Source organism: Crystallibacter degradans (assembly GCF_012952295.1).
GTDB lineage: Bacteria > Actinomycetota > Actinomycetes > Actinomycetales > Micrococcaceae > Crystallibacter > Crystallibacter degradans.
The window spans coordinates 474,174-488,271 of sequence record NZ_JABBCH010000002.1; the positions used below are offsets into that span (position 1 = coordinate 474,174).

At 63.7% G+C, this 14,098-nt stretch carries 17 protein-coding genes; 9 read left to right on the top strand and 8 right to left on the bottom strand.

What is annotated here, in order from left to right; translation table 11 throughout:
- The first annotated feature begins 277 nt into the window (after nucleotides 1-277).
- Nucleotides 278-430: a hypothetical protein gene (locus HGO92_RS05950; RefSeq protein ID WP_240974426.1), complete on the top strand. Its 153-nt coding sequence runs from the start codon at nucleotides 278-280 to the stop codon at nucleotides 428-430.
- Nucleotides 431-475: 45 nt separating this feature from the next.
- On the opposite strand, the gene HGO92_RS05955 is transcribed toward HGO92_RS05950, so the two are convergent.
- Nucleotides 476-802: a GYD domain-containing protein gene (locus tag HGO92_RS05955; RefSeq protein WP_169992794.1), complete on the bottom strand. Its 327-nt coding sequence runs from the start codon at nucleotides 800-802 to the stop codon at nucleotides 476-478.
- A 178-nt stretch (nucleotides 803-980) separates the two neighbouring features.
- Between HGO92_RS05955 and HGO92_RS05960 the strand changes: the two genes are divergently transcribed.
- Nucleotides 981-1,679 (top strand): alpha/beta fold hydrolase, encoded by a 699-nt coding sequence (locus tag HGO92_RS05960; RefSeq protein ID WP_169992796.1) that lies wholly within the window; start codon nucleotides 981-983, stop codon nucleotides 1,677-1,679.
- A gap of 38 nt (nucleotides 1,680-1,717) precedes the next feature.
- On the opposite strand, the gene lepB is transcribed toward HGO92_RS05960, so the two are convergent.
- The 3 genes from lepB to HGO92_RS05975 all read right to left on the bottom strand — a co-directional run bounded on the left by lepB (nucleotide 1,718) and on the right by HGO92_RS05975 (nucleotide 4,433).
- Nucleotides 1,718-2,155 carry a signal peptidase I gene (gene lepB, locus HGO92_RS05965; RefSeq protein WP_240974427.1) on the bottom strand — a complete coding sequence of 146 codons (438 nt, stop codon included), beginning with the start codon at nucleotides 2,153-2,155 and terminating at the stop codon, nucleotides 1,718-1,720.
- 84 nt (nucleotides 2,156-2,239) lie between these two features.
- Nucleotides 2,240-3,730, bottom strand: a complete 1,491-nt coding sequence (locus HGO92_RS05970; protein WP_240974428.1) for a multicopper oxidase family protein — start codon at nucleotides 3,728-3,730, stop codon at nucleotides 2,240-2,242.
- 169 nt (nucleotides 3,731-3,899) lie between these two features.
- Nucleotides 3,900-4,433 (bottom strand): hypothetical protein, encoded by a 534-nt coding sequence (locus HGO92_RS05975; RefSeq protein ID WP_169992802.1) that lies wholly within the window; start codon nucleotides 4,431-4,433, stop codon nucleotides 3,900-3,902.
- A 236-nt stretch (nucleotides 4,434-4,669) separates the two neighbouring features.
- On the opposite strand from HGO92_RS05975, the gene HGO92_RS05980 reads away from it, so the two are divergent.
- From HGO92_RS05980 to HGO92_RS24220, 5 genes are all read left to right on the top strand, one after another.
- A complete protein-coding gene (locus tag HGO92_RS05980) occupies nucleotides 4,670-5,620 on the top strand; it encodes an AfsR/SARP family transcriptional regulator (RefSeq protein WP_205834195.1) in 951 nt (316 codons plus the stop codon).
- A gap of 119 nt (nucleotides 5,621-5,739) precedes the next feature.
- Nucleotides 5,740-6,015: a hypothetical protein gene (locus HGO92_RS05985; protein WP_169992804.1), complete on the top strand. Its 276-nt coding sequence runs from the start codon at nucleotides 5,740-5,742 to the stop codon at nucleotides 6,013-6,015.
- An 8-nt stretch (nucleotides 6,016-6,023) separates the two neighbouring features.
- Nucleotides 6,024-6,272 (top strand): hypothetical protein, encoded by a 249-nt coding sequence (locus tag HGO92_RS05990; protein ID WP_169992806.1) that lies wholly within the window; start codon nucleotides 6,024-6,026, stop codon nucleotides 6,270-6,272.
- On the top strand, nucleotides 6,220-6,612 hold the full coding sequence (locus tag HGO92_RS24215) for an ATP-dependent DNA ligase (protein WP_277351865.1): 393 nt from the start codon (nucleotides 6,220-6,222) through the stop codon (nucleotides 6,610-6,612). The genes HGO92_RS05990 and HGO92_RS24215 overlap by 53 nt, the downstream gene beginning before the upstream one ends.
- Nucleotides 6,613-6,781: 169 nt before the next feature.
- The gene (locus tag HGO92_RS24220) at nucleotides 6,782-7,219 is read left to right on the top strand and encodes a hypothetical protein (RefSeq protein ID WP_277351866.1); all 438 of its coding nucleotides are present in this window, start codon (nucleotides 6,782-6,784) and stop codon (nucleotides 7,217-7,219) included.
- Between the two features lie 188 nt (nucleotides 7,220-7,407).
- Here HGO92_RS24220 and HGO92_RS06000 read toward each other — a convergent pair whose 3' ends face one another.
- Both HGO92_RS06000 and HGO92_RS06005 read right to left on the bottom strand, forming a co-directional pair.
- Nucleotides 7,408-8,745: a carboxylesterase family protein gene (locus HGO92_RS06000; RefSeq protein WP_169992808.1), complete on the bottom strand. Its 1,338-nt coding sequence runs from the start codon at nucleotides 8,743-8,745 to the stop codon at nucleotides 7,408-7,410.
- A 50-nt stretch (nucleotides 8,746-8,795) separates the two neighbouring features.
- Nucleotides 8,796-9,449 carry a response regulator transcription factor gene (locus HGO92_RS06005; protein ID WP_169992810.1) on the bottom strand — a complete coding sequence of 218 codons (654 nt, stop codon included), beginning with the start codon at nucleotides 9,447-9,449 and terminating at the stop codon, nucleotides 8,796-8,798.
- A 256-nt stretch (nucleotides 9,450-9,705) separates the two neighbouring features.
- Here HGO92_RS06005 and HGO92_RS06010 point away from each other — a divergent pair, with 256 nt between their 5' ends.
- Nucleotides 9,706-10,083 carry a LexA family protein gene (locus HGO92_RS06010; RefSeq protein ID WP_169993102.1) on the top strand — a complete coding sequence of 126 codons (378 nt, stop codon included), beginning with the start codon at nucleotides 9,706-9,708 and terminating at the stop codon, nucleotides 10,081-10,083.
- Nucleotides 10,076-11,371, top strand: a complete 1,296-nt coding sequence (locus HGO92_RS06015) for a Y-family DNA polymerase (RefSeq protein ID WP_169992811.1) — start codon at nucleotides 10,076-10,078, stop codon at nucleotides 11,369-11,371. Before HGO92_RS06010 ends, HGO92_RS06015 begins: the two co-directional genes overlap by 8 nt.
- A gap of 70 nt (nucleotides 11,372-11,441) precedes the next feature.
- Here the strand turns inward: HGO92_RS06015 and HGO92_RS06020 are convergent, their stop codons facing one another.
- Together HGO92_RS06020 and HGO92_RS06025 are read right to left on the bottom strand one after the other, a co-directional pair.
- Nucleotides 11,442-11,822, bottom strand: coding sequence for a universal stress protein (locus HGO92_RS06020; RefSeq protein ID WP_169992812.1), 381 nt, complete (start codon nucleotides 11,820-11,822; stop codon nucleotides 11,442-11,444).
- 35 nt (nucleotides 11,823-11,857) lie between these two features.
- On the bottom strand, nucleotides 11,858-14,095 hold the full coding sequence (locus HGO92_RS06025) for a tripartite tricarboxylate transporter permease (protein WP_169992813.1): 2,238 nt from the start codon (nucleotides 14,093-14,095) through the stop codon (nucleotides 11,858-11,860).
- Between the last annotated feature and the right edge of the window lie 3 nt (nucleotides 14,096-14,098).

Here is a 14,098-nt window from a genome sequence, read left to right on the forward strand (position 1 = left end):
CTCATGTTAACGCTGATGTTGGAGAATTATTCCGCCGACCTGTAAAAATTGAGTGAAGCAGACTCAGGTCTGTGGTTTGCCGGCGTCGTCCGTCACTGAAAGACAATCCGGGTGAAACCCGCAATTAACGTGCCGGCGCCAGACTGGAGGCAGCACCGTTATGGCTGGAGTCCCAGCACGAACCGTCGACAACGAAGATCGGTTGGTAGAGATGAACGCCCAAGAACCAGATCCCGCAGCCCCGCAGTCTCATCACGTAGGCCAGGAACGGCCCGACTTGGCCAACCTTCATGTCCGTGAAGACTTAGCGCGGACCGGCCGCTGCGCCAACCTCCACCTGCCGACCGGCCGGACCTGCCTCTTGCCCGAACGCCACCCCGGTACCTGCGACTTCACCGAGCCGCGGGAAGCGGGAGAGGCCCTGGAGTGAATGCCTAACTTCGTCCCGCCGTCGTACTTTTAATCCGTGGTGCGGTCAGGCGCCGGGAGCGCGGTAGCGGACCTGGTCGGCGTGCCGCAGCGCCTGCATCGTATCGTCGACCGTCATCAGCACGGTTGTTTCCAGGGTGCTGAGCGCGCCGCCTCCGGTGATGGCGAGCGCCACGGCGGCCATGGAAACGTTGTCCGGGGCTTCCCAGAGCGTGTAGCCGTCATACGAACCGAAGGCGTACCAGAAGCCGTGCAGCTTGCCGCCAACCGCCTCGATGTACGCCTGGGCAGCCTGGCGCCGGTCCTCTGGTTTGCTGATCAGCCTGGCCCAGGTCTCCGGCGTGTAGCTGAACTTTGAAAGATAGAGCGGCATGTCTAATCCTCTCGTCCACCGGACCGGCGAAGTTGCGGTTCGGCTTAAAGTCTAGATCCGGCAGCCGCGAAAAGATCGGGTATCTACGGTCTGATTGGCGGCTCTTTCTGCGGGCTGACGGCAGCAGTTTCGGTTCGGCCCGTACCAATTGCGGGTGGGCCAGCGTAGGGTACCGGGCATGGATATCATCCTTGTTCCCGGATTCTGGCTGGACGCTTCATCGTGGTCGGAGGTTACGCCGCCGCTGGTCAAAGCAGGACACGGAGTGCACCCGCTCACGCTGCCAGGGTTGGAGTCTATTGACGCACCGCGCGAGGGCATTGGGCTGCGGGACCATATCGACGCCGTTATTGCGGCGGTCGACGGGATTGACGGGCCGGTAGTACTTGTCGGTCATTCCGGAGGCGGCGCCATCATCCACGGAGCGGTCGACGCGCGGCCGGAGCGTGTGGCCCGCGCCGTCTACGTGGACAGCGGTCCGCTGGCGGCGGGAGGCGTCATCAATGATGAGCTGCCGGCAGAAGGGGACGAAATCCCGCTGCCGCCGTGGGACGGCTTTGACGATGCCGACCTCGTGGATCTGGACAACGAGCTTCGGGCTGCCTTCCGTGCACGGGCCATTCCGCAGCCGCGCGGGGTGGCGTACGACAAACAGCACCTGACGGACGAGCGGCGCTTCGATGTCCCAGCCACCGTCATCGCGTGCGAGTTCCCCTCGTCGGTGCTCACCGAATGGGTCGAGTCCGGACACCCCTATGTAGCGGAGCTCGCAAGGATTCACGACGTCGAGTACGTGGACCTGCCCACGGGGCACTGGCCGCAGTTCACGAAACCTGCCGAGCTCGGCGCGGCCATTCTTGCCGCCGTCGAGCGCTGATTTCAGCACACCAAAGGAACAGACGTCCGGATTAGCTCCTACTTGCCCGCTCCGAGCACCAGGCCCTGGAGGGAGGAAAGCGGCAGCGTACCGAAGTCGCGGGAATCGATGGAGCGCTCGCGGTTGTCTCCCATGACAAATACCTCGCCAGGTGGCACATGCCGCAAGGAGAAGTGGGTGCCGTCAATGGTCTCGTGGTCCACAAACGGCTCATCCGGAGCGATGCCGTCGACGTACAGTACGGCGTCCCGAACTTCCACGGTCTGGTCTCCCACTGCCACCACCCGCTTGATCATCGTTGAGTTGTCCTCGGGTGACTGGAAAACCACCACGTCTCCGGGATGGATCCCGGATAGCTGGGGTGCCGCTTTGAAGACAAACACCAGGCTGCCCGGGTGAAGCGTGGGCTCCATGCTGTCCGAATCGACGACGGCGGGTTCCATCACCCAGATGCGGACGGCCAGAAGGCTGGCCAAGCCCAGCAGGATCAGTCCTCGGCCCCTCCGTTTCCGGGGACTGGAAACGGAGGGACGTTGTGTCGCGCCGGCAGACATAACTGCCTAGTCCGGGTCAGTGTCGAGTTCCGCCATGGCCGCCGTCATCGGATCACAGGGGTCCGGATCGTCCTCGCCCAGGCCAACCCGGAACTGGAACATCATGGAATGGTCCTCGTGCGGCAAATTGTGGCAGTGGACCATGTAGCGGCCCTCATGCGGGCCGAACCTCATGACCAGGTCCACCTTTTCGTTCTCGCCGACGTAGACCACATCCTTGGGCCCGCGCTCCCAGGCGAACGGCGCCTTGCCGTTGCGGCTGAGGACCCGGAAGTCGACCAAGTGGATGTGCACCGGGTGGAACCACCCGCCGGACTTGTTCTCGATCTCCCACACTTCTACCGAGTTGAGGGCCGGATCTGCGCTCGCCAGTTTGAAGTTGCTGGCGATCACGTCTTCCCAGGTGACGCCGTTGAAGGTCCACGGTTCAACCACTCCGTCCTTCTCCAACCGGAAGCGGCGCTTTTCTTCGGCGTCGTCGTCGGTCAGGGACATGACTTCGCTGTCCACCAACTTGGTGGGAATGTGGTTCCACTTTGGGTCCGATTTCATGTCGGGGGCGGCAGCAACGACGTCGAACCTCATCACTTTGTTGGTGTGGTCGTAATCGCGGTTGTTGTCGTTCGAGAGGTTCTTCAGCTCCACCCGCGTTCCGGGCGTGTATTTGCTGAAGTCAATCAGGACCTCGTACCGCTCGGCCATGCCATGGCGGAAGTTCTTGACCGACTGCGTTGCCGGCATCAGGCCGCCATCCGTGCCGACCAGGTGGAAGGGCTGGCCGCTGCTGAGGGCGAACCGGTAGGACCGCGAGATGGAGGCATTCAGGATCCGGAACCGGTAGACGCGCGGCTGGACCTGCATCACCGGCCACGGCCGCCCGTTGACCAGGATGACGTCGCCCCACAGGCCGGAACGCTCGCGGTCGTCATAGGCTAAGGAGCCGTTCGCCGCGAACATCGCGTCGCTGACCACCAGCGGTACGTCGAAGTCGCCCTGCGGCAGCAGGTCCCGTTCCACCGGATCATGCATCAGATACACACCGGCCAGCCCGGAATAGACGTTCTGCGCGGTGTAGTGCACGCCGTGGTCGTGGTACCAAAGAGTCCGCGCGGGCTGGAAATTCGGGTACCGGTAGTCCTTGCAGAAGCCCGGCTGGATGACATCGCTGGCGTAGCCGTCGTAGTGCGGCAGCGACGCCGAACCATGCAGGTGCGTCGATGCCGCCAGCAGGTGGTGGTTCCACTGCGGATGGTTCTTCGGCATTCTATTGCGCATGTGCACCACGGCCTTGGTGCCCTGGTCCAGCTCGATTGTCGGGCCGGGAAAGATCCCGTTGTAGCCCAGAATGCCCGTCTTTTTCGTCGGCAGGATCTGGGCCTGCGCTTGTCGCATCGCGATGGTGTAGTGGTTGACCGGGGTACCGTCGGACTCATACGAGACTGAATCCGGCTTGAGCTTTGGCGGTCTAGTAAACGTGGCCTTATACGGCCTGGGCATGTCCCGCGAACTGAGTTGGCTCGCCGACTTGGCGGACACGGTGGAAATGGGGACGGTAACTAATCCGGCCCCGACAACTCCTAGACCTCCCCAGGTGAGGAGTTGTCGTCTTGTTACTGACATATCGAGTCACTTCCCAATGATGACTTTCTGGATCTGGCTGGGCTGCTTAGCCAGCCGTATGATGTTCGACGCCGAGGGAGAGCCGGCTGCCTGCAGCATCTTCGAGGACCAAGGCGATGGCCTTGTCCGGAAGTTCGAACACCATGGTGGTATTGACGGATTCGCCCTGCGCCAACATCGTGGAATACGACGAGGTCCACAGCGGGCCGGGCTTTCCCGAGCCCAGTCCGTCAACGAAAAATCCTTCCGGAACGAGCGGCAAGCCGGCCTTGTCCAAGGCAGTGAATTGCACCTGGATGCGGACGCGGTGTGCACCTTCCTGCGGATCTTTCTGGAGGGCGGCCACAGGAGAAGGCGGCTGCCATCCATCGCTTTCGAGCGGAATGACCCCGGTAATACTGGCCACTCCACCCTCAACTTCAGCAGATGCACCCAGCGGAGTGCTGGTTTTGACCTCTGCTGTGAGAAACAAGTACCCGAACACAAGTCCGAGCACAGCCACGAGCGCCAAGGGAATGACGATCATGCGGCGGCGGTCGGTTTTTGCCCGGCCGTCAGTGCTGACATTTATTGCTGACATGTCGCCATGATTCGCCGAAAACTTGCAAAAAACTTTGGCCGCGCCGCGTTGAGCCCGCGGCTTTCCAAGCGGTGTATTTCTTCCTTCAGCACTAGGGTCTGAGGTCCCGGGTCCTTCCCCCCGAATTTGAGGGTGTACCTCACCCTTAACCGTGGGCTGGTGAACGGGCGGCAGTGCGCCGACTATTAGGTCAGATGCCTGCTAGGGCATTGGTTTATCGGGGGTTGGGGCACATCATGAACAGATCTATTGGTCCATCCGTGGGTATTTCCATCAAACTCATCGGTCCTTTGCGCGTGGAGCGTCAGGGGCAGGTATTGACGGCCGCCAAGCTTGGCAGTCCGAAGGCCCGCCAGATTCTGGAAATCTTGGCCCTTCAGCTGGGTCGGCCGGTCCCGCGGGAACAAATCATCAACATTCTCTGGCACGGCAATCCGCCGTCGGCGGCCAGCGCCACGGTGGAGAGCTATGTCAGTGTCATCCGTAGGAACATCCAGCCAGGGCAGGCGAAAAACGGCCCGCTGCGCACGGATAAGGGAAGTTACATTCTGGACCCGAAGCTGGTTCAGGTTGATCTTGACTTGTTTGAACGGACCATCGGCGCGGCAGACGGCACCAAACCGGCGGAGGCTTATCCCAAGCTCGTCAGCGCGCTCGACCTGGCGTCAGCGCCCTTGCTGAGCGATGAGTTGACCTTCGAATGGGCGGAATCAGCCCGCGCCAGGCACGCGGCGCAAGTCGCCGACTGCAGTGCGAGGGCGGCTGAGATGGCAGTGAAGCTGGGAAAAACGGACGAAGCCGTCCACTGGGCGCGGCAGGCCGTTGCCGCGGAGCCGCTGAACGAACGCGGCTGGACCGCTTTGGTGGATGGGCTGGAACAAGGCACGCGCTACATCGAAGCGCTGCAGGCCTACGACAATTGCCGGCTGCTGTTCCGACGGGAGCTGCACTGCAACCCGGGACCACTGCTGCAGGCCGCACATGCCCGATTGCTTCGCTGCACCTCTGACGAGGATGCGGAGCTGGAGGAGGTGTTGTCCGCGCTGCTCTGCTTGAACGACCGGGTCAAGAGCAGGACAGGCAAAGCCTGCACGTTGAAACAAGCCAGCGGCCATGACACCACTGTCTACGTGACGGCCGGCAGCGTGATCGACTCGTTCCTGCGCAGGGCTCTCGCCTCTGCCTGAGGTATTTCCATCGTCCATGGTCATAAAGGGCAACAAGGCATTGTGAACGTGATGAGCTCATGCCTAGTCTTGAAGCGGTGAAGCAGGCGCCGCAATTCCCATTCCTTTGAGAAGGACTAATGGAACATCGTTTGAATGTCTGCGTGTGCCTCGATACCGATATGTCTTCGGTCCGCATTGAAGTGCGCGGCTGTGTATCCATGCGGAACTATAAAGCGCTCCTGCGTCTGCTGGCCCGTACCAAAGGCCTGGCCGCTGATGCGCAGATCAGTCTTGACCTGCGGGAGGCCGATCATCTGGACTCGGATGTCCAGAACGCCCTCGGCTACACGGAGTTGGGCGAACTGGCGGACAGCAGCCAGCCGATCAGGCCGGCACAGCCGGCAGCAGCGTAGGTGTTTCGATGACTGCCAGCAGTCTGCCGCCGGATGCGACCTTCCCTGCGGACCTGACCACGCTTTCAGACACGCGGCTCCATGTGCTCAACAGCCTGTTGCACAGGCAGTTGGATCTGGAATATCAGCGTGCAGGTTTTCCCGACCGTGAGACCGAATTCCGCGTCGACGAGATCCGGCAGGAACTCGACCGCAGGGACGCGAATGACCTCCTGCGCAGGGCCACAAACGGACGTCCGGCTGGGGCTCCGGTGTAGGCATGGCGTTCCGGTTCGCTTAGTGTCCGACCGCCTGCCGCCGGAGCTGCGGCCACCGCTGGACGTCGCATTGGCCCGTAGCGTCCCGACGACCCCCAAACCGGGCGCCCTGCCCGGCGGGTGCCTTTTTGAACCCAAATGGGACGGCTACCGGCTCCTCGTCTGCAGGGACGGCGATGCCACGGCCCTGCAGTCCCGTCAGGGGAAAGACCTCAACCGCTACTTCCCGGACCTCTTAGCGGCAGCCGCCGTGCAGCTGCCACCTGGATGCCTCGTGGATGGGGAGGCGGTGATCTGGTCGAGGACCGGCTGGACTTCTCGCTGTTGCAGCAGCGCTTGAGTGTCTCCGCCCGTTCCTTGCCGCGTCAGGTGCAGGACAAGCCCGCGCACTTCGTCGCCTTCGATCTTCTCGCGGTGGCTGGCCATGATATTCGGCAGGAGCCGCTGCGCGACCGCCGCGCGACCGCCGCGCCCTGCTTGAGGAGCTGGCCAAGGAATGGTCCGGCCCGTTGGAGCTATCCCCGGTAACTGCCGATCCGGAAAAAGCGGCCGTGTGGTTCCGGGATTTGCCGGCAACCGGCGTAGAAGGTCTGGTCATTAAAGGCGCCGGCCAAAGTTACGACGGCGGCCAGCGCCGGTGGCTCAAGGTCAAGCACAGGGAAACGCTTGACGTCATCTGCGCAGCCGTCATCGGTCCGTTGGCCAAGCCGCAAGCAGTCGTCGCCGGCCTGCCCATCGATGGCGAGCTACGGATGGTGGGACGGTCCGTTCCGCTCAAGCGGGCAGCGGCAAAGCTTCTGGGGGCGCGGCTGCAGCCTTCCGGCACCCCCTGCGCTACTTGCGTGCCCGTCCCGAACTGGACCCGGCTGACGTCTCGGCGCACCCCGGTAACCCCTGAACTCGGTTCCCTGCTCGGTATCTTTGACGTTCGCCGGCGGTTTGCCTAAGTGCGGGATCCGGAGTCCGGCGGGCTGGGGCGAGCTTTCGCCGGACTCCGGAGTCTTGATCGCTTCGGGACCAGTGTCAGCGGTTTCTGGGGATCAAGACTGGACCCAGCATGCCTTGCCATTCTTTGAAAAATCTCAGTCCCAAAAATCAATCCCCAAAGGTCCCCCTGTTTTGGGGATGGTCTCGACTACATTCCGGAAGCTGACCTATAACTCAGCACGTGGGGGATTTGTCCAGCAACGTCGATTGGGGCGCCGCGGGCGAAATCGGCCCACAACTTTCGAATCTTCTTGCCGTAGCCGTCGATAGCAGCCCATGTCGCACCAGCTAGCAGCTGCGATCCAGCCCAGGCTTGCTCGTTGCCGAACAGCAGTGGCAGGTCGATAGTGTGGGCGGCGCCGTATGGGTTGCCAGGGGCTGCCCAAGAGATCACGTACGTGTGGGCTATACCGCCGGCGCGGGCATGGCGCCTAGCGAACCGGCGGATTGCGCGCGAGTAGACTGCCGCCGTTACGACCTTTACTGCAGCGCGGCGGATCAATGGCCCGATCAGTGGGACACCGACGACCCGTATCAGGGCAGGCACCGTGGGGAGATAGAGCCGCGCCTCCTCGGCAGTGTGACCGATGAGGATGTCGATGTGCGGAGCTGCTCGATCCCAGACGGTCTCGATCTCATTCTCGGCGGGCAGGGGGTGATGCCCGTACTGGGTGCCGAATGCCATCTGCCCCATGAGACCGTATGAAGAAGCGCGCTTCTGGACTTCGGCCTGCAGCGCCACGACCTCGTCTGCTGACATGTCTGTAGTGACGACCTCGGCGGCCTGTGCCATGGCCGCGTTCATCTTGTGGCGGCCGCGGGAGATGCCCAACGGAGGACTTTGGAGAATAGCGCGCCGGAACAGAGAAATGGACTCGGGGACGGCCATTAGGTGTGCGACGGCGTCACCGCCGGAGGACTGACCAAACAGCGTAACCTGATCCGGGTCGCCGCCGAAGGCGGAGATATTGCGCTGCACCCAGCGCAATGCCTCGAGTTGGTCGAGCAGTCCAAGGTTGGCTGGAAGGGCGTCGTCTGAACCCAGATAACCGAACAAGCCCAGCCGGTAAGTTACGGCCACGACCACTACTCGTTGTTCTGCCACCAGCCGGGCCGGGTCCATGATGTCCGCATCGCCGGCCCCGGTGGTGTACGAGCCACCATGGATCCAAACCATCACCGGCAGCCTTTCATCCACGTGCAGATCGTGGGGCAGTGTCACCGAAAGCCTCTGGCACTGTTCGTCCCGCGGTAAACCGGCCAGCGGGTCTCCGAGTACCTCGCTGAGGAATCGTGAACGGACTTGTGGGCAGGCCGGCGAAAGCTGCGTGGCCTCAAAAGGTTCCGTCCAGTCCCTCGACGGAACTGGCGCGGCGAATCGGTCGGCATTTGCATAGGGAATACCAGTCGCCCGAATGACGGCGCCGTCCTCCCAGCCGCATACGGGACCGCAGGGTGGCGTGAACGCGCGCGTTGTCGTGGGCATGCTTCCAATTTCTACCACTGAACGTCGTCGCGGTCCTTCCGAGCAGGCCGCTAAACCGGCTGGCTCGGTTCCAGCAGCTGCATCCGCCTGGCCACGGCCACCGCTTCCAGCTGCGTGTGCGCGTCCAGCTTGGACAGAACGGACTTCACGTATCCACGGCAGGTGCTGATCGTGACATTCAGCCGCTTGGCCGAAGTCTTGACGTCGCAACCTTCGGCCAGCAGCGCCAGCACCTGCCGTTCGCGCCTGCTCAGCGTCGGCAGGCCGGGCACGGCGGCGGGTGGCGTGACCGGTACGAGGAAGGACGGATGAATCACCATGGCGCCGGGCCCCGCGTACTCGATCGCATCGAACAGCGAATCAACGGTGCCGTGCAGCGGCAGCAGTCCGCAGATGCCCAGGTCCGCCGCACGTCCAAGCAGGTCGTGGGACGGGTGCGCGGTCAGCAGGATGATCCGCGTTGCCGGTGAATCGGACAGGATCTGCTCGGCCGCCTCCAGGCCCTCCCCATCAGGCAGCCGATAGTCAAGGACCACAGCGTCCGGCTGCACGCCACGGCACAGCTCGATGCCTTTGGCCGCACTGCCGGCAAAGCCTCCCGACATGAGGTTGTGGGAGGCAAGCGCCCCGGACAGCAGTTCTGCGAACAGCAACTGGCCGCTGATTATCACAATGCATGGACGGTTGTCCGTCGGTTCGTTCATCTGAGGGGCCCCCACCCTGTATGACTCAGCCGAGGAGGTGATCGGGGCTCGTGCCCGAATCTGTGCTGTCTCCATCGGCTGTGGATCATCATCGTGCCAGCGGCAACTCAAGCGCGGGCCCGGTTCTTGCGCAAAATTGGCTCAAGAAACTGCCGCCCCACCCGGTGGTAAGGTTGTCTATCGAAGATAGATTCGAAGGGTGGCGGCTGCTGTGTTCGGTATGGAGACGCCTTCACCATCCGGTCCAGACCCGGAGATGAACGACGGCGGCGGGCCCGGGGATGCGCGTGGGTTCCCTTCTCCTGCCCAGGACTATTTCCACGGCGGCATCGACCTGAACCGGCATCTGATCCGCGACCGTACCTGCACCTTCATCATGCGGGTGAGCGGCAATTCCATGGCGGCGTCGGGCATCAGCGACGGCGATGAGCTCATCGTGGACCGGTCGCTTACTCCGCGGGACGGCTCCGTGGTTGTGGCCGTAGTTGACGGTGAACTGATCATCCGGCGCCTGTATCTCTCCGGCGACCACGTCAGGCTGCAGACGGACGACGGCGGAGTCCCCACCGAAGTGCCCGAGCTCGCCGACTTGAGCATCTGGGGAGTCGTCACCCGGTGCTTGCACCATGTCTAGCGGACAGCCGCCTTCCGGCGAACGGATCGCGCTCGTGGACGTCAACAATTTCTATGTCTCCTGCGAGCGGGTCTTCGATCCCGCGCTCGAGGGGCGTCCCGTCGTCGTACTTTCCAATAACGATGGTTGCGTCGTGGCGCGCTCCGAGGAGGCGAAGCAACTGGGCATTGCCACCGGAACGCCCTGGTTCAAGGTGGCTCCGGAGGCCGGGCGGTGGGGGCTGGTGGCCCGTTCCAGCAACTATGAGCTCTATGGCGATCTGAGCGCGCGGGTGATGGAGGTCCTGGGCCGGTTCGGCAGCTGGCAGGAGGTCTACTCCATCGACGAGTGTTTCCTGGGGCTGCCCGGGGATGAGCGACAGCTGTCCGAGACGGCGGCACGGATCCGGGCGGCAGTCATGCGGCACGTCGGTGTTCCGGTGTGTGTAGGAGTAGCCGGGACCAAGACGCTGGCCAAATTCGTGAACCACATCGCCAAGCGCAACCCGCACATGCGAGGCGTCTGCTCGCTGGACTCCATGCCGGCCACGGAGGTCGCCCGGATCCAGTCGCGCGTGCCCGTCACGGGGCTGTGGGGCGTGGGCGGCCGGACCGCGAAACGGCTGAATGCGATCGGGATCGAGACCGTTGCGGATTTGAAGGCAGCGGATCCGCAGCTGATCCGTAAGCGGTTCTCTGTGGTGCTCCAGCGGACGGTGCTGGAACTGAACGGGACCGCCTGCATCCCGCATTCCGAGGAGCGGGCCGACAAACAGCAGATCATGTTCTCGCGCAGTTTCTCGATGCCGGTAACCACCGCGGAGGAGATGGACCAGGTGATGGCGGTTTACGCCCAACGCGGCGCCGCCCGGATGGCGGCCGAGGGTCTGAGCGCTTCGGTCCTGACCGTGACCGCGGGAACCAGCAGGTTCGCCGACGGGGAGAAGTCCTTTCCATCTGCCAGCGCCCGGCTGCCGGTGCCGACGCAGGATCCAATCCAGCTGACGCGCGCGGCGGTGGCGACGATGCGCACCTGCATCACTCCCGGGACCCAGTATGTGCGGGCAGGCGTTTTGTTTACCGGACTCGAGCCGGCCGACGGGCAGCAGACGCTGGATCCGTTTGTCAGCGACCTGGACCAGCGGCACATCGGCGACCTGCTGGGCAGCGTCCGCGCGAAGTTCGGTGAAGCGGCCATCGGCCTCGGCCAAGGCGGGCTGGCGGTTCCGGCCACATGGTCGATGAAGCGGGACTTCTCCTCGCCTCGCTACACCACCGAGTGGAGCGACTTGCCTGTGGTGCGGGCCTGAGCGGCCTTAAACAACTCGTCCCCGGGGCATCGCTTACGTGCAATGCCCCGGGGACGAGTTTCATTTCCGGTTAGTTCGCCTTGACGGTAAGGACCGGGCAGCCGGCGTCGAGCAGGATCCGCTGCGCATGGCTGCCGAGGATGAGCTTCCCCACCCGGGAACGTCGGCGCAGGCCCAGGACGATGAGTGCGATCTTCCGCTCCTGCTCGGTCTGCAGCACCAGGTCCGCTGCGTCATGGACGACCAACGACGGCGGCAACACTGCAACCGTACGGCCCTCGCTGCTCAACGCGGCCGGATCGATGTCCAACTCTGCCAGCGACAGCTCCCGCCTGTCGGTGTCGATATTCGCTATCAGTACATCGGAGTCGAGCCGTCCGGCTTCCTCGACTGCGCGGCGGACGGCGGTTCGGCCTTCTGGAGTGTCGGTAAAGCAGGCGAGGATTGTCATCGGTGGTTCCTTTCGTTTTCGTATCGTTCACTGGCTCAGCCGACAAGCTGGCTGAGCCAGCCCTGTGGCAGATCGATGGGCAGCAGCGTCGGCAAGGCCAGTAGCACCACGTAGAGAACCGCCGTGTAGATGATCGTCGTCTTGGTTTTGGCCCGGGCGACGATGAGCAGGAAAGCCGGAACGAAGATCATGACGGCAATGAGGTAGCCAAGGATGCCGATCAAAATCAGGAACCCTGCCATCCAGCCGAACGTCTTGAAGGCGAATCCTGCCTCTTTGGTCCAACCAGGCCCATGCCCTGCGGACGTCTGCCCGTTCGCAGGTGCGTCGCTGGCTACGGATTCCGCAGACGGCACAGCCGTGGCCACGGCGCCGGCGGCCCGGCGGGAGCCCGTCCCCGTACCTGCCGAGGTAATCGGTTCGGTGGAGGTTGAGCCGGGGCCAGCAGAACCCGTGGCATCAGTTGAACCAACGGCGTGAGCGGAACCCGGGGAACTCATGACGACGGACGACGGCGCCGCCGCTTCCGCCGCACCCTGCGCGGGCATGGCGGCTTGGAGCTGCCCGGCCCGACGCCGGATCACGATTTCCTGGCCGAGCAGTGCAAGGCCCATGATGAGTCCGCCCCAGCCGACCAGCTGCGGTACCAGCCGTGCCTCCGGTGAGAACCCGGAGGAGATGACCAGCGAGCCAGCAAAAATCACGATGACAACCAGTGAAGTGGCCAGCGACCAGGTGGAGTTCTTCAGCGGACTTTCGGCGTCGACAGCATTCTCATGCTTCGGGTCGTCGTCGCGGTCCAGCCGGCGGCGGGCACGGATCCACTTGAAGATGTTCCACAGGATGGGCAGCACTAGGATCGCCAGGAACACCATGGTGCCCGGACGCAGCATCCACTCGAACCCGTTGTACAGGCTGTCCGTCAGGAAGTAGTAACGCTCCAGCGGAATGGCCAGGACAAAGCCGATCAAGAACGGAGCACGCGGGAAGCCTGTGGACTTCAGAACCCAGCCGGCGATGCCCAGCAGCACCATGACCCAGAGGTCGCCCAGCTGGCCACCTTCCTGGAAGGAGCCAAGCAGCATGATTGCAACCAGGCCGGACGCCAAGACGGCGAACGGGACCTTGGTCAGCGAGGCCAGTGGGCGCACGGTCAGGAAGCAGAACAACGCGCCGAGCACGGAGGCAATGGCGAAGGACCAGACAATCAGGTACATCAGATCGAGGTGGTCGGTGATGATGGACGGTCCGGGCTGGATCCCGTAGGTCAGCAGCATGCCGAGGAGCATCGCCGAGGGAACGCCGCCGGGGATGCCGAACAGCAGGGTGGGGATCAGGTCCCCGGCCTCGACGGAGTTGTTGGCGCTTTCCGGTCCGACGATCCCGCGGGGATCGCCCTTGCCGAACTGCCGCTTGTCTTTCGCCGTGGCCACGGCCTGGCCGTAGGCCAGCCAGGTGCCGGCGGTGGCACCGACGCCCGGGAGGACGCCCGCCCAGATGCCGATCAGCGAGCCACGGAGGACCTGCGACCAGTGGGTGAGCCACTCGCGGATACCCGAACCCCAACCGCCGGTGACCTTGACCGGGGCAATCTCGCCGCGGCGTTGGCTGGCGCGGGAAGCGATCTCCGCGAGGCCGAAGATGCCGAGGGCGACTGCGACCAGAGAGAGCCCGTCGCCGAGGAACAGGCTGCCGAAAGTGAAGCGCTCCTCGGCCGTTGTGGGCGATGTCCCCACCATGCCGAGCAGGAGGCCCATGAGGCCGGCGACCAGGCCCTTCACCACGTTGCCGCGCGAGAGAACCGCGGCCAGCGCGACACCGAGGACGGTCAGCATGAACAGTTCCGGGCTGGCAAAGGAGAGCACCAGCGGCCGGGCCAGCGGGATCGCCAGCGTCAGGCCAACGGCACCGATGAGGCCGCCCGCCATGGAGGAGAGGAAGGCAAGACTGAGCGCACGTTTGGCCTGGCCCTTGCGGGCCATCGAGTAACCGTCGAGCATCGTCACCGATGCCGAAGCCGAGCCCGGTGCGCCGAGCAGTACCGCCGAGACGGTGTCCGAGGTATGGACGACGGCGAGTGCTCCGATGAGCAGGGCCAGCGCCGGGGCGGGCTCCATGCCGAAGGTAATGGGCAGCAGGATCGCCACCGCTCCGGTGCCGCCGAGGCCCGGGATGAGGCCCATGACCAGGCCTGCCACAACGCCGACAAGCAGCATTAACAGCAGCGCCGGGTCCGCCAATGAGGCCAATGCGGCCATAGCTGAATCAAGCATTGT

Coding starts and splice junctions, on each gene's coding strand:
- HGO92_RS05985 (WP_169992804.1), top strand. CDS start 5,740: ATGGAACATCGTTTGAATGTCTGCGTGTGCCTCGATACCGATATGTCT.
- HGO92_RS06010 (WP_169993102.1), top strand. CDS start 9,706: ATGAACGACGGCGGCGGGCCCGGGGATGCGCGTGGGTTCCCTTCTCCT.
- HGO92_RS06000 (WP_169992808.1), bottom strand. CDS start 8,745: ATGCCCACGACAACGCGCGCGTTCACGCCACCCTGCGGTCCCGTATGC.
- HGO92_RS06015 (WP_169992811.1), top strand. CDS start 10,076: ATGTCTAGCGGACAGCCGCCTTCCGGCGAACGGATCGCGCTCGTGGAC.
- HGO92_RS05970 (WP_240974428.1), bottom strand. CDS start 3,730: ATGCCCAGGCCGTATAAGGCCACGTTTACTAGACCGCCAAAGCTCAAG.
- HGO92_RS05990 (WP_169992806.1), top strand. CDS start 6,024: ATGACTGCCAGCAGTCTGCCGCCGGATGCGACCTTCCCTGCGGACCTG.
- HGO92_RS24215 (WP_277351865.1), top strand. CDS start 6,220: ATGACCTCCTGCGCAGGGCCACAAACGGACGTCCGGCTGGGGCTCCGG.
- HGO92_RS05960 (WP_169992796.1), top strand. CDS start 981: ATGGATATCATCCTTGTTCCCGGATTCTGGCTGGACGCTTCATCGTGG.
- HGO92_RS05980 (WP_205834195.1), top strand. CDS start 4,670: ATGAACAGATCTATTGGTCCATCCGTGGGTATTTCCATCAAACTCATC.
- HGO92_RS05955 (WP_169992794.1), bottom strand. CDS start 802: ATGCCGCTCTATCTTTCAAAGTTCAGCTACACGCCGGAGACCTGGGCC.
- HGO92_RS05975 (WP_169992802.1), bottom strand. CDS start 4,433: ATGTCAGCAATAAATGTCAGCACTGACGGCCGGGCAAAAACCGACCGC.
- HGO92_RS06020 (WP_169992812.1), bottom strand. CDS start 11,822: ATGACAATCCTCGCCTGCTTTACCGACACTCCAGAAGGCCGAACCGCC.
- HGO92_RS06025 (WP_169992813.1), bottom strand. CDS start 14,095: ATGCTTGATTCAGCTATGGCCGCATTGGCCTCATTGGCGGACCCGGCG.
- HGO92_RS06005 (WP_169992810.1), bottom strand. CDS start 9,449: ATGAACGAACCGACGGACAACCGTCCATGCATTGTGATAATCAGCGGC.